The sequence below is a fragment of the Bacillus cereus group sp. N11 genome (assembly GCF_016483605.1).
Classification (GTDB): domain Bacteria; phylum Bacillota; class Bacilli; order Bacillales; family Bacillaceae_G; genus Bacillus_A; species Bacillus_A toyonensis.
This window is the reverse complement of sequence record NZ_JAEHBN010000009.1, coordinates 32142-46627: the sequence shown is the minus strand read 5'-3', so window position 1 is coordinate 46627 and position 14486 is coordinate 32142. Positions and strand designations below refer to the sequence as shown.

The following is a 14486-nucleotide window of genomic DNA, read 5'->3' as shown; positions in this document are numbered from 1 at the left end:
TATTTATAATGGGAGTTTAAAGATTGTTGTGATTCCCCTATTTTTAACAACGTTAAGAAAGTTTCAATGCTATCGGAAAGGAACAGTTGATGAATTATACCAAAAATCGGAAATATATAATAGAAAATAAATTTCATATAGAGGTGGAATTATATGCCTAAAATTGACAATATGTTAGCAATTCTATGGATGCTTCGTTCAGGTGAAAAAATTACTGCAAAACAAATTTCAGAAAAGTTAGAGATGAATATAAGGACTGTGTATCGTTATATTGATACAATTTCAACAAGTGGCGTACCTATAATTTCAGAACCAGGACATAACGGTGGATACACTTTATTGAACAATTTTATTGAGGCTCCTCTTTTTTTTGATTTTGAGGAGCAAACTTCACTATTTCACGCTGCTGTTTTTGCAGAAGAAGCTGGATATTATGGAGGTGAAGCACTAAATAGGGCCATTTCAAAACTAAGTAAATACTCAAATCAAGAGCAGGAAGCAAAGATAAACCAACATTTAACTAGTCTAGAAGTAATAAGTCGATTAAGTTCACTCTCTATGGAACCTTTTTTGAAGGAGTTGGAGCAGGCCGTAGCTGACGGGTACTCAGTAAAAATTCTTTACTATAAAAGTGGCGAAAAGCAATTAAATGATAGATTGGTCGATCCGTACAGAATTATCTATTGGAATAATAAGTGGTATGTGATTGGATTTTGTCATCTTAGGAATGATATCCGTAGTTTTAGAGTAGATCGAATTGAAAGTCTCATGCTAACCGAAAATAAGTTTAACCGGCCAGAAAATTTTTCAGCGCGTGACTTTTTTATAAAAAATCTTCTTCCAACTATAGAAGATAAGGAAGGGATTATTTCTTTGGTTATTAGTGGGGATAAAAGTGTATTGGCTGATATTTGCCAACATTGGTTTTTAGGACATTATTTACAAGAACGGACTTTAAATCAAGCAGTTTTTCTTCTTGAAAAAGATATAATACATACATATGTACCTTATTTACTTCTACCGTACAATAAATCTATTAAAGTTATTGAGCCAATAAGTCTTAAGAAAAGAATTATTGGAGTTCTGTCGGAATTAATAAAATTTCATCAAGTATGATAACTTCCCTGACGTTAACTGTCAGGGAAGTTATATTATAATATCTATATCAATTGTGATTGGGGTGTTATTTGATGCAAACAAAAAAAGTTTTTCTATACGTATTTAATACAATGTCGGACTGGGAATATGGATATTTAATTGCTGAACTAAACTCAGGAAGATATTTCAAAAAAGATTTAGTACCTTTAAAAGTAATTACAGTAGGAGCTAATAAAGAAATGATTACTACTATGGGAGGACTGAGCATAAAACCAGATATTTCCCTTGATGAATGTACTCTTGAGAGTAAAGATCTTTTAATTTTACCAGGAGGGACTACTTGGAGTGAAGAAATTCATCAACCTATCTTGGAAAGAATTGGCCCAGCTTTAAAGCTTGGCACTATTGTTGCTGCAATTTGTGGTGCAACTGAGGCCCTTGCGAATATGGGATACTTAGATACTAGAAAGCATACAAGTAATAATTTAGAATACACTAAAATGGTATGTCCTAATTATAAAGGAGAAAAGTTCTATGAGTTGGGATCTGCGGTATCTGATGCGAATTTAGTTACTGCATCGGGAATAGCTCCTCTGGAATTTGCGATGGAAGTACTGAAAAAATTAGATGTATTTGCACCCGACACATTACATTCATGGTATAACCTAAATAAGACTCATAAACCTGAATACTTCTTCCAGTTAATGAATTCAATAAATAGCTGAGCTAAAAAATCAACTTAGCAGTTTTATATTAGTTCAAATAAAAATAATGAAGTAACTGAAAAGCTCACTTTCTCTATTTTGTTTTGCAGAGAAGTTGGGCTTTTTAATTTGGAATTTCCTTAAAGTTGTAAATCCGGATTTTCTTGACGCTACCCCCAAAGGGGGATAATAATGCAAGAGGAAAGACTTTCTCCCTGGGGAGGCTTCAAGAGTACATTTAGTTTGATTTTTCGGTTTTGGATTATTATGTTTCTCGTGTATGGTGAAAGCCTGATACAATAGAATGGAGTCGAAATTCGAAATACCCTTAGGTAGCTCTCATAGGTGTAAGATCTATGGGGGCTTTTTCAATATAGATTATAAAAAATTTCACGTACCGTATTATTTTTAAAAAACAAAGTACCCAAACAATAGTCTACATTTAATCCTATGTTGGATTGATCCTCTAAATGGCCTAGTGACAGGGTTCCTGCTCTAGTCCGCAGTAATATTACCTAATAATGGATTTTTTGTGTTTTTAAGCTTTAATTGTCCATTTCCTATATTGGAGTTTATACTGTTTAAAAACAATATAGAGAAAAGGGGTTCAAGCATTGAAAAGAAACTGGAGCCAAATTGAACTAGAACAACAATTTTCCTTATTCCCAAATGAAATTAACTTAATCATGAATAAACGAACCCATGCTAACCGGCTAGGTTTTGCAATTCTACTTAAATACTTTCAACAAGAAGCTCGATTTCCTAATGACAAACATGATGTACCCACAGTTGTTGTACAATATGTAGCGAATCAAATTGATGCTGCTGTTACTGATTTTTTTGATACATACGGTTGGGGTGGCAAGGAGCGGAGCTACACAGCTCATCGAAAAGAAATACGTAATCTATTTGAGTTTCGAGAACTTACTGCGAAAGATAAGAAACGTTTTTTTGAGTGGTTAAGAGAACAAGTTCAATCTACACATGATACAGAACACTTACAAACGCAAGCGTACAGTTTATTTCGTATGTGGAAAGTTGAACCTCCTTCTGTAGGAAGCTTAAAACGAATGATTGAGTCTGCCATTGACATGTTTGAAAAAGATTTATATACAACCACTTACAAGCAACTATCTCCCACCGCATGTTCCAGATTAGACGCTTTACTACACTCTCATTTTGATGAAGAATCTCATAAGGTGGGGAAATCAGAATACTATGCTGAGGAACAAGACGATATCTTGACATTTCGGCAATTGTTATCTTCACCAGGCAAAGGAAGTGTAAATACAATGGAGTTAGAAGTTAAAAAACTTTTGGCCATTCAACATCTTCAAATTCCTTCGGGTTTATTTAAACAAATCCCCCCTAAATTAATAACGAAATATAGTCTCCGTGCAGCTACTGAGACGGTTACTGAATTACGTGCTCATCCCAAACATATTCGTTATACCTTGCTTGCAATTTTATTTTGGCAGCGTCTTGCTGAGGTGATTGATTATTTAACAGATCTACTTGATGAAATGACTCATAAGTTTGGGAATAGGGCGAAAAATAAAACTCATACAGAAGTGATAGAAGAGTTACAGCGAGTTCAAGGAAAAAATAAATATATTATTAATCTTTTAGAAGCAACTGTAGAAAATCCAAATGGCGTCATTCAAGATATTTTATATCCCATTGTAACTTCTGAAACCATTCAGGATATTATTAAAGAAATGAAAAGAACGAAACAAGAGTATAAGGGCTCACCATACCATTTCGGGAAAATTGTACGTTTAGACATATTTTAGACAGAAATCAACCGATTCCCTGTACGTTAAGAAATCGGTTATTTATTTTATGGCTTTTTTATACAGTTTTTATCTCCCGCTGTTCAATAACTTAATTCTGTATATTTATCTGAACATACATAAGTTTACAAGGTTTTTGAACACAAAAAAGGAGAAATCCTATGTTTTTTGGTTCGATATTAACGTGTACAGAAATATACAATTTTCTGTACACGAAAAAGAGATTTAGCTGTCAAGCAAAATACGGGCTAAATCTCTATACATATGGAATATGAACTTTTTAAGAAATGGACCACCACTTATAAAAAATCTTTAATGTAAATTTCATTAAAAATACTTTTCAATCGAGGCTAAGTTACTATAGGAATACTTTAATATTTTTTTAAAAGTAGTCTAAAGGTATTTCCGGTCTACGCTTCACAGGAATTGATGATAATTTCTTGTTTTTGGAAAATGGATGATAACCCTTGTATATATTCCTTCTTGAGATTGAATAGAAATATCATGCCCTAATTTTAAAGCCATTTGCTGCGCAAGATGCAGGCCCATTCCCGTAGATTTTGTATGGATTCTTCCGGTCGAACCGGTAAACCCTCTCTCAAATACGCGGTGTATATCTTCTTCCTTGATTCCAATGCCTGTATCTTGAATCAGCAATCGTTTTTCTCTACTATCTTCTTCACAGCGGACAGAAATTTTCCCGCCTTCATTTACATACTTCAAAGCATTGGCTGTAATCTGGTCTATGATAAATGCAAGCCATTTACTATCGCTTTGGACGAACTGCTGTGCTTCTTCCATATGAAAGTGAATCCGTTTCGTAATGAAGATTTTTGCATATTTCTTTACACTTTGTTTAACGATTTGATTTAACTGCACATCTGTAATGAAATAGTCTTTAGAAAATGAATCGATTCGTGAATAATAAAGAGCCTGCTCTACATAATTGTCAATTTTGTTTAGCTCATCTTCAAACTTATCTGCAAGAAAGTCTACTGTTTTTCCCGTACTGTTCTCAATAAGTAGACTGCTTGCCGCGATCGGGAGCTTTATCTCATGAATCCATGACATAATAAAATCTTGATAGTCCACCTTCTCTTCAAGCAACTTATTAAGCTGCTTAGCATGATTGTCATTCATTTTTTTTATCATCTTGAGATATAAAGCTTGATCATAATTTTGTGGTTTCAGCATTTCTACAGGGAAATCTTTCTGCTCATTTTTTATTAGATTATTTATTTCCATATAAAAAGACCTTCGGTAATAATATCCGATAGTAATATACAGACTTATAAATAGGAGACCAATAACATGAGTATATAATAGGTTTCGAATAACAAGATTCCGGCTATCGTTTACAACCATAATTAATGACACAAAAAGCATCAAGATGAAGTACAGTGTGAAAAAGAATCGTTTATCTTTTACATATTGAAAAAAACTCATACAATGATATACCCGTATCCTTTCTTAGTGGTAATGAAGTCTTCCTTACCGAGTTCAGTGATTTTTTTGCGTATACGTGCAATATTAACCGCTAAAGTATTTTCGTCCACGAATCTTTCATCAGCCCAAAGGCTGCGCATTATTTTTGTCCGGCTTACGACTGTCCCTTTATTTTGCATGAGGAGGTTAAAAATAATAAATTCATTTTTAGATAGCGCAATCGTTTCATTCATATAAGACACATTGTAACTGTTAAGGTCAAGTACAATTCCATCATACTCTAGGATATTTAACTCTATGTCTTCTATATACGTGTACGTCCTGCGCAGGAGGGCATTAATTTTTGCCATCAAAACATCTGTGTGAAACGGTTTGTTAACGAAATCATCCCCACCCATATTCATCGCCATAATCATATCCATCGGTGTGTTACGAGATGAAAGAAAAATAATCGGAGTTTTTGAGGATTCCCTAATTTTATTACACCAGTAAAATCCATCAAATGATGGCAGATTAATATCCATTAACACAAGATGAGGATTTTCTTTTAGAAATATCGATAATACTTGGTCAAAATCCTCTACTTTTACGGTATCAAATCCCCACTTTTCTATCGTTTCTGCCATCATCTCTCTAATGGTTCTTTCGTCTTCTATAATCATAATTTTCATCGTGATTCCCCCAAAAGCTCGTATTATAGGTATTTTGTGTTATATCTTATGTGCTCATACGACTATTCCAAATTACAATGGCATAATCGTCTATATCACATTATAGTGGAAAAAATAAAGAAAGAAGGGACATTTATTTTAAGGTGACAAAACTGTAAGGTTAGCCTAAGAAACTGTAAGGTTATTGAAGGGTTACATCATATAGAATATAACCTGTAAGAAGAAAATAACTTCTTTAATGGAGGAATTATATATATGAAAACAATAGTAGATGCAAAACAAATTAAAAAAATGTATGGGACAAAAGGAAATATATTTACTGCATTACATGGTATTGATCTAACTGTTCGCGAAGGTGAATTTGTTGGAATTATGGGACCTTCCGGTGCCGGGAAGTCCACACTTTTGAATATTTTGGCGACCATAGATCAGCCGACGTTCGGTGAGATCTTGATTGACGGGACAAGCATCCTAAATATGAAAGAAGAACAACTATCCACATTCCGTCGTGATAAACTCGGTTTCATTTTTCAAGATTACAATTTGTTAGATACGTTAACAGTGAAGGATAATATTTTGCTACCACTCGCATTAGCAAAAATGAATGTTCAGGAAATAGAGAACAGAGTCAACGAAATTTCGGAGCGTTTTGGTATTCGTTCTATCTTAGATAAGTACCCATATCAAATTTCAGGTGGACAGAAACAGCGTACAGCTGCTTCACGCGCGATGGTATCTAAACCAAGCTTGATATTAGCGGACGAGCCGACTGGCGCACTCGATTCAAAATCTGCAACAGACTTATTGGAGAGCTTGCAAGACTTGAGTCAGGAAGATAAAGCCACCATTTTAATGGTAACACATGATGCATTTGCAGCTAGCTATTGCAAACGTGTGATCTTTATTAAAGACGGGACCCTGTTTACCGAACTAGTAAAAGGAAAATCTTCCCGCAAAGAATTTTTCAAAAAAATATTAGATGTATTGTCGATTTTTGGAGGTGGTACAAGTGACGTTATTTAGTCTAGCCAAAAAAAATATTAAAGGAAGTTTAAACAACTACCTTCTTTATTTTTTCTCTATGGTAATTAGTGTTGTGATTTTCTACACTTTCAATTCGCTAGTGCATATCCCAGAAATTAAAAATGCTGTTAATGCTATAGATACTGACATGTCACAAACCAATTTCATGATAATCGGATTCGTAGTGGTATTCATTGGATACTCTAATGCATTTTTTACGAAAAAACGTAAAAAAGAAGTAGGTCTGTACTCCCTACTCGGCGTAAGAAAAAGATTTATAGCAAGAATGCTGTTTTTTGAAAATGTAATTATCGGAGCTATCACTTTATTATGTGGGCTCGTATTAGGTATCATATTCTCCAGATTATTTACCATGTTGCTCCTTAAACTCGTAGGTGCTCCGGTCGATGTAAGTTTTAGTATTCCTATGGAAGCAATTATGACTACTACTATTATATTTACGGTCATTACAATCTTTACATCACTTCAATCGTATTTTTTAATTTATCGCTTTAAATTAATTGAATTATTTCAAGCAGATAAAAAAGGCGAGCAAGTACCGAAAGCATCTATCGTTTCTGCCTTGGTTTCCCTTGTTTTTCTCATAAGTAGTTATTGGCTTATGTTTAATAAGATGGCAATGCTTTCTCTGCCTCTTATTATGATTGGAACATATTTATTATTTCGTTCTTTGACTGTGTATCTACTAAAACGTGCACAAAAGAATAAATCGAAATACTATAAAGGGACTAACATTATCGGAACATCTCACTTGTTGTACCGTGTAAAAGGAAATGCCCTTATGTTTACAGTTATCGCAATGCTAATTACTGGAGCATTGCCATATCTTCAGGCGAGTTTCTATGAATACTCCACTGGTGAAAAAAATGCTCATGAAATAGCTCCTTTTAGCTATATTCATCTTTCCAAAGGCGAAACATCTGACAATCAGATTAAACGGGTTATTTCAAAAGACAAAGATCACTCTATTACAGTGCAAATCGATATACCGGTCATTCAAGTTAAAGGAAATACTTCGGCACCATTCCGAGATAAAGATAATCTTTCTGTTAACTTGATCTCAGAAAACGTATTTAATAAAATGAAAAAAGTTCTAAGTTTAGGGGATATACCAAACCTATCTGGTGAGCAATCTCTAGCATTCAAACAATACGTCGATTACCCAGCTTCTGATTTTATTGGTCGCCAAGTGAATATACAGTTACCTCAAGGAAATCATACTTTTAAGTTCAACAAGTTAGAAAAAAAATCGATAAGTCTAACACTACCTGGGCCGGAGCCTTTATATCTCATCGTTGACGACAAAATATTTAATGGTATTGCGAAACAGGTCAGCCCAATCACATATAAAGCTTATAAAGTAGAAGATGAAAAAACAACAGTGGAAACATCTGATATATTAATGAAATTAACTGGAAAAGATACTCAGATGCATACGTTCTATGAATCGTATAAAAAATTAAAAGCACATACAGGAATGAAAATATTTATAGTCAGTTCTTTAGCGTTAATTCTAATAGCCGCAACAGGAAGTGTTATTTACTTCAAACAGCTAACAGAAGCACATTCCGATAAAAATCGTTATGAGATTTTACGAAAAATCGGTGTCAGCAGAAAAGAAATACGAACTACTATAATAAAACAAACCTTGTTTGTATTTGCCCTTCCTTTACTTGTTGGAATATTAAATGCAGGCATGTTAACAATGTCAATGGTTTTACAATATGACGTGGACAACATAAGGGAAAACATAATTTCATTTATTTATGCTATGACAACGTATGGTGTGATCTATTTTGTTTACTACGTGTTAACCATTACTTCCTATAACAGAATTGTGAATAAATAAAAATGAACCATCTCTCGAATATCGGGAGGTGGTTTAATATATTTAACAAAACAAGATACATAGTGAACAGTGAACAGTGAACAGTGAACTAATTAAAATGTGTCAAAAATATGTCTAAACGTACAATTTTCCCAAAATGGTGTTGTGACCCCATCGCCATCAAGCTAAGGATAGGTATTCCATGAGCTTCCGTTCTTGTTGCCTACATGCTTTCTATTTTGTTTATTTGTTTTTAAAAATACGCATTCCAAATAAACCTTGATAAGGTGTATTTTTAAAGGTTATGCAATTTTCTGCTTTAGATTGGATACAGTGCACTGATAAACAACGCCTAAAATATCAAAGACTGTCTTTTTCTCATATCGATGGGATTTTCGTCCGTTTTTCTGTAAGAGATCAAACAGACGAAGGAAAATTTTTGATACTTCTTGGGTGTCTTTTTGTATAGCTTCATATACTAAGTACAGATGATCTTGAATCATATAAATTGCTTTATATTCACTTAATTCTTTTTGTTTTTTCTGTAGTAACAGCTGTCGCATTTTGAACATAGTGGAAGAACAAAGAAAAATAGCGATTAACTGTCCATAAAGATGACATTCTAGACGCTCTCGCTTAATATTGTGACAATGATTGATACCAAAAAGAGATTTCCATGTTTTAAATACAATCTCTATTTGCCAACGTAGTGAGTAGATATAATGAATCTGTTCCATCGGAACAATTTCCCATGGTATGTTGGTAATATAAATATTGATTTCTGTTAAACGTTTACTTTTTTCAGAGTATGTAACTCCTTTTTTCTTTTCAACATAAGATTGCTGTTTCCTACGCTTTTGAATTTGAGTGGATGTAAGTCTGTATATTACAACTCGTGAGGGTAATTTTTGTTGTCCAATATAGGCATTCCGAATTTCATAAGTGTCCCCTGGTTTTATCTGATGCATGATATCTTCAAGGTTAAGTAAAACATATAAAGATTGCTTTTTTACTGTCCCATCCCGAAAGAATTCTGGAGATTCATTTTTTACATATACTCTATTATTTAATTTCAACCGTGAAACATAGAATACCCCTCGTTGGTCCATCTGGTCTAAATCTTTTAGAGAAAAGTATCCTAAATCTCGAATACATAAATCTCCTGGTCGTAAGGTATCCAAACACTCTGTTCCAAAGGTTTTATCATTATTTTTACCTGGTTCCATTTGAAAATTGAGGAATTTCCCACTATGTAAATCATACTCTAGTTGAATCTTAATACCGGCTGTTTGTGCACACCCTCCTGAACCAGGATAAATAGGAGCTAAATGATTGGGTACTTGAAAAAGAGTAGCATCTAAAATACGTATACGTTGAAAATAAGAGGTGTATTGGTTTGAGATTCGAGACGAATCGTTTAGTTTGCTTTTGATTAAAAGGGAAAATACACGCTGTAGAAATAAAACAGCACATCGGTTAAAACGTTGATTAAGTCCTTCTGGACTCATAAGTGTAGCTGTATTTGCATAAAGCTGGCTACATAATCGAGTAAGAGAATCGCTTGCTACCTGTTGACTAATCCAGATACATAAAGCAGCCAAATCTCGTGCGCCATACTTACTTTTACGTTTTACAAAACCTGTTTCTTGTGCAAGTTGTTGAAGAATATGTGGAGATAGATATCGCTGTAGTTCTTCAGCCAACAAATGAAACTCATCTTGAATCGATAGATTCATACAATAACGCCTTCCTTTCTGTATATTTCTACAAAAAGAATAGCGTTTTTTTCGTTTTATGGATACAAATTCACTTTAATTTAACAATAGGTAAAAAATTATAGTTTCATTATATTAAGGTTTATTTTCGCATTTCCAAAATAAGGTGTAAATATATCTTTACATCAGTCTTTTTTTTATATATCATATTAGTAAAGATATCTTTACATTGTAGGTGGAAAAATGGGGGTAAAAAATCGAATTAAGCAATTACGCACACAACATAATATTACACAAATTCAGATGGCTAAGGATTTACAAGTAACTAGGCAAACCATTGTAGCGATTGAAAATAATCATTATAATCCAAGTTTAGAACTAGCATTAAAACTATCTTGTTATTTTAGTACAAGAATTGAAGATATTTTCACGTTAGATTAACATAAGGAGTTTAATAATAAGGAGGCAGAGAACTTTATGAAGTTTAGAAAACAAGATGAAATGGAACAATACCAAGTAGCTAAAGCTGGTAAGAATGCCTTCATGTTTTACACAATTGCATTACTAATTTGGTCATTATTTGACAATTTTAGAAATGCTCATTTAGGTAATGCATTCTTAATTTTGTGTCTAGGTAATACTGTTTATTTTACTACCCTCGTTGTTCAAAAAAGAAAAGTAGATAAATTTGAGGAGGAAACAACTGAGGGAAATGAATTTAGTCAATTTATTAAGAGAAACAAACATATAATATTAGGTGCACTATTTGTTATTATTTTGGTTATTATTGGTTTGTTAACAAAAAATTAAAACTCTAAAAACCAAAAAGGTTGGCAATTCGCCAGCCTTTTTGGTTTACTACCAATCAATTTAAAAAAAATAAAAATTATAGTTTGGGGGTACTTCAAAATCTTAGCTTGATGGGCATGTGTTGTGACCCCTATAAGAAGAAAATTTATATGAAGATGCATTCTTCTTATCGAGGACATTATAGAAATGCCTTTTTTGCTATTTTAACAAATCTTACTTTTCGCTCTAACAATCCATCTCATCAACCAATTATTGAGGCAATTCAATTCATTTGTAATCATGAAACAAGTGGTCAACGATATTTTTTAGTAAAAGATGAAGTTCCTATAGATGGTGTAATCCAGCCAAAATGGAAAGATATTATTATCGAAAAAGATAATAACGGCATAGAAAGAATAAATAAGATGAGATATGAAATTGCTGTTTTACAATCTCTTCGCATTCGTCTTCGTTGTAAAGAGATTTGGATCGAAGGTGCAAATCGTTATCGTAATCCTGATGAAGACTTACCTCAAGATTTTGAAGAACAAAAAACGAACTATTTTCAAGCTCTCAAAATGCCACTTGATGTAGAACCATTTATTTCACAGGTCGTACAAACCATGAAAGAAAAACTAAATATGCTAAACCAAGGATTCGAAGATAAAAGTAACCAAAAAATAAAGATTATTGCAAAAAATAAGAAAGGATGGATTCGAGTTACCCCATTAGATAAACAGCCAGAACCTCAATCTTTAGTGCAAATTAAAAATAAAATTAAAGACCGTTGGTCTGATATGAATTTACTAGATTTAGTGAAAGAAACAGATTTTCATACAGGGTTTACAAAACACTTTAAAACAACAGCAGATCGGGAGATATTAGATAGAGAAACCGTTCAAAGACGACTTCTTCTTAGTTTATTTGGTTTAGGTACCAATACAGGTTTGAAAGCTGTATCGACTGGTAGCCATAAGGATAGTTATCGAGAACTACGCTATATTCGATATAAATTTATACATAAAGAGCATTTACGCAAAGCAAATGCAACTGTAACAAACCATATTATCTCTCATCGAATGCAAGAAGTATGGGGTTCAGCCACAACAGCTTGTGCATCAGATTCAAAAAAGTTTGGTACATGGGATCAAAATTTACTTACGGAATGGCATCCTCGTTATAAGGGACGTGGCATTATGATTTATTGGCATACAGATCGGAAATCTGCATGTATTTATTCGCAAGTTAAATCTTGCCTATCATCTGAAGTTGCTTCTATGATGGAAGGAGTTCTCCGTCATTGTACAGATATGGAAGTTGACCGTAATTATGTGGATACACACGGACAAAGTGTTGTTGCTTTTGCTTTTTGTCATTTACTTGGTTTTAAACTGATGCCACGCTTTAAAAATATTGGTTCGCAAAAGTTATATCGGCCGGAAACTGGCATGAATGAGGCGTATCCACAATTACAAGAGGTATTAAGTAGACCAATTAACTGGGATCTCATTCGTCAACAATATGAACAAATTATTAAGTTTGCAACTGCTTTACGGTTAGGAACAGCTTCTGCAGAGTCGATTTTAAAAAGATTTACTAGAGATACACAACATCCAACTTATCAAGCACTGTGTGAATTAGGAAAAGCAATGAAAACGATTTTCTTGTGTGATTATTTACATTTTGAAGAAATTCGTCGAGAAATTCATGAAGGTTTAAACACTGTTGAACATTGGAATTCCGTTAATAGCTATATATTTTATGGGAAAAATAGCGAAATTCGGTCTAATTCTTTAGAAGACCAAGAAGTATCTGCATTATCACTTCAATTATTACAAAATTGTTTGGTATTTATGAATACATTAATGGTTCAAGAAGTCTTGTATGACAATAATAAATATTTACTTAACAAAATGACTCCTGAAGATTTCCGAGGGTTAACACCATTATTTTATAATCATATTAATCCATACGGCACCTTTAAATTAAATATGAATCAAAGAATCCCTATTAAACTGAAAATAGCATGAATTTTTTTAAGATGCTACGGTTCGATATGATAATCGTTCACCTAAGCCAAATAAATAGAAAAAACAAAAAAGCTCAAAAACAGAGGTTTCTGAGCTTTTTTATAATGTGACTTCTATTAAAAAAATCGTATATAAGTTAACTATCAATATCTACTTATAAATGCTTTTCTTCAAGAAAAGTTCTCTGCATTTTTGTGAAATTCTTCAGCTTCCTCACGAATTACACTCCAATTTTCAAATGCTAATTCAAGCTCTAGTGCAGCAATAATATCAGGAAGACTAACTAAATCCTCACTCATGTTCTCCCCTAATTCTTTTAAATCATAAGAGATAGCACTCCATATTAGATGTATTTTTCGAATTACAGGTAAAATCTTTGTTTCAGAAGGAATTACACTGCTAATTGCACCTAATAAAAAAGTTCCCGTATTATGTACAACGGCATATTCAAGATGATCTCTTATTGCTATGCGTGGAATCAAATTTAGGCAACTTTGATGTGTATCTTTACAATCTCCAATTACTGTATAAAAATCAGATAGATATGTCAGCATCGTTTGAGACTCTAGATGATATCTTAGGGCGTGTTCAGATAAATCCTTACATACATTTATAAACTTAGTTTTAGTACTTGGAGACATATTTCCATTATGTGCTTCCAATAGAACTTGATTAAGATCATCACGGTGTTTAATACAAATCAGATTTGCATAAGTTATAATATTTTGAGCGAGAGCAATTATTGCTGCACGTCCTCCAGTGCCCCAAAATCCAGAGGCTTCTTTTACCCTAGTAGTCATTTCTGTACCTGTTAGTACCAATGTAGAATATGCAGTATCTCTTTCTATGAGGTTAAACCAACTTTGTGTTAATTGTCCGTTATTTATATTAGATATTCTCTCCTGTAGAATGCTTTGAGTAGTTGGTAGTGAGATGCATTTTTTCATATAATTAGAAAAATTTCTCCATTCTTCTACTGAGAGGAGAAAAGGAGAATCTTTCCCTCCTAATTCACGTGGAGAAAAGGCTAAATGATTCATATGAACACCCCTTTAGATATTTTCCAGTTATATTACTCATTCCATTTTAGAGTGATTCTATTAAATGATTTAAAACAGGATTATTTTTTTTATAATTAGTAACAAGAGAACCTGCTAATTCCATTCTGATTTTTGTTATGTTAGAAAGGTCTGGCCCATCCTGAACTTTAATTGTCCAAGTTGTGTAAGGGTTTGGAATAAAGTAATCGTAAGCAAATTCGTCCGCAATGATTCCATCAGTAATAATGGTAGCTCCTTGATAACTAAATCTTCGATTAAAGGATTCCGAATTAAATTGAAACTTTTTCTCCATTTATAAATGTTTTTC

The 14486-nt window shown here is 33.1% G+C and carries 10 protein-coding genes and 3 pseudogenes; 8 read left to right on the top strand and 5 right to left on the bottom strand.

The features are described 5' to 3' along the window. The first annotated feature begins 153 nt into the window (after positions 1 to 153). From JDS98_RS16240 to JDS98_RS16230, 3 genes and pseudogenes are all read left to right on the top strand, one after another. On the top strand, positions 154 to 1116 hold the full coding sequence (locus JDS98_RS16240) for a helix-turn-helix transcriptional regulator (RefSeq protein ID WP_199634054.1): 963 nt from the start codon (positions 154 to 156) through the stop codon (positions 1114 to 1116). A 74-nt stretch (positions 1117 to 1190) separates the two neighbouring features. Continuing rightward, positions 1191 to 1823: a type 1 glutamine amidotransferase family protein gene (locus JDS98_RS16235; RefSeq protein WP_199634053.1), complete on the top strand. Its 633-nt coding sequence runs from the start codon at positions 1191 to 1193 to the stop codon at positions 1821 to 1823. 593 nt (positions 1824 to 2416) lie between these two features. Next, a pseudogene (locus tag JDS98_RS16230) lies at positions 2417 to 3559 on the top strand (DUF4158 domain-containing protein); the annotation flags it as partial. Between the two features lie 453 nt (positions 3560 to 4012). Here the strand turns inward: JDS98_RS16230 and JDS98_RS16225 are convergent. Both JDS98_RS16225 and JDS98_RS16220 read right to left on the bottom strand, forming a co-directional pair. Further along, positions 4013 to 5041, bottom strand: a complete 1029-nt coding sequence (locus JDS98_RS16225; RefSeq protein ID WP_199634052.1) for a sensor histidine kinase — start codon at positions 5039 to 5041, stop codon at positions 4013 to 4015. Next, a complete protein-coding gene (locus JDS98_RS16220) occupies positions 5038 to 5712 on the bottom strand; it encodes a response regulator transcription factor (protein WP_097854044.1) in 675 nt (224 codons plus the stop codon). Before JDS98_RS16220 ends, JDS98_RS16225 begins: the two co-directional genes overlap by 4 nt. Positions 5713 to 5967: 255 nt before the next feature. Here JDS98_RS16220 and JDS98_RS16215 point away from each other — a divergent pair, with 255 nt between their 5' ends. Together JDS98_RS16215 and JDS98_RS16210 are read left to right on the top strand one after the other, a co-directional pair. Continuing rightward, positions 5968 to 6735: an ABC transporter ATP-binding protein gene (locus tag JDS98_RS16215; RefSeq protein WP_002090193.1), complete on the top strand. Its 768-nt coding sequence runs from the start codon at positions 5968 to 5970 to the stop codon at positions 6733 to 6735. Beyond that, complete coding sequence (locus tag JDS98_RS16210; protein ID WP_199634051.1) at positions 6722 to 8605, top strand: FtsX-like permease family protein; 1884 nt, start codon at positions 6722 to 6724, stop codon at positions 8603 to 8605. Before JDS98_RS16215 ends, JDS98_RS16210 begins: the two co-directional genes overlap by 14 nt. 281 nt (positions 8606 to 8886) lie before the next feature. Here JDS98_RS16210 and JDS98_RS16205 read toward each other — a convergent pair whose 3' ends face one another. After that, positions 8887 to 10320, bottom strand: a complete 1434-nt coding sequence (locus JDS98_RS16205; RefSeq protein WP_199634050.1) for an IS4 family transposase — start codon at positions 10318 to 10320, stop codon at positions 8887 to 8889. A gap of 222 nt (positions 10321 to 10542) precedes the next feature. On the opposite strand from JDS98_RS16205, the gene JDS98_RS16200 reads away from it, so the two are divergent. The 3 genes and pseudogenes from JDS98_RS16200 to JDS98_RS16190 all read left to right on the top strand — a co-directional run. After that, positions 10543 to 10740, top strand: a complete 198-nt coding sequence (locus tag JDS98_RS16200; protein WP_199634049.1) for a helix-turn-helix transcriptional regulator — start codon at positions 10543 to 10545, stop codon at positions 10738 to 10740. 36 nt (positions 10741 to 10776) lie between these two features. After that, complete coding sequence (locus JDS98_RS16195) at positions 10777 to 11109, top strand: hypothetical protein (RefSeq protein ID WP_098645570.1); 333 nt, start codon at positions 10777 to 10779, stop codon at positions 11107 to 11109. Between the two features lie 131 nt (positions 11110 to 11240). Beyond that, positions 11241 to 13118 (top strand): annotated as a pseudogene (locus JDS98_RS16190) (Tn3 family transposase); the annotation flags it as partial. A 170-nt stretch (positions 13119 to 13288) separates the two neighbouring features. On the opposite strand, the gene JDS98_RS16185 reads toward JDS98_RS16190, so the two are convergent. Beyond that, on the bottom strand, positions 13289 to 14158 hold the full coding sequence (locus JDS98_RS16185) for a hypothetical protein (protein ID WP_098016212.1): 870 nt from the start codon (positions 14156 to 14158) through the stop codon (positions 13289 to 13291). A 46-nt stretch (positions 14159 to 14204) separates the two neighbouring features. Next, positions 14205 to 14471, bottom strand: a pseudogene (locus JDS98_RS16180) (hypothetical protein); the annotation flags it as partial. Positions 14472 to 14486: the final 15 nt, after the last annotated feature.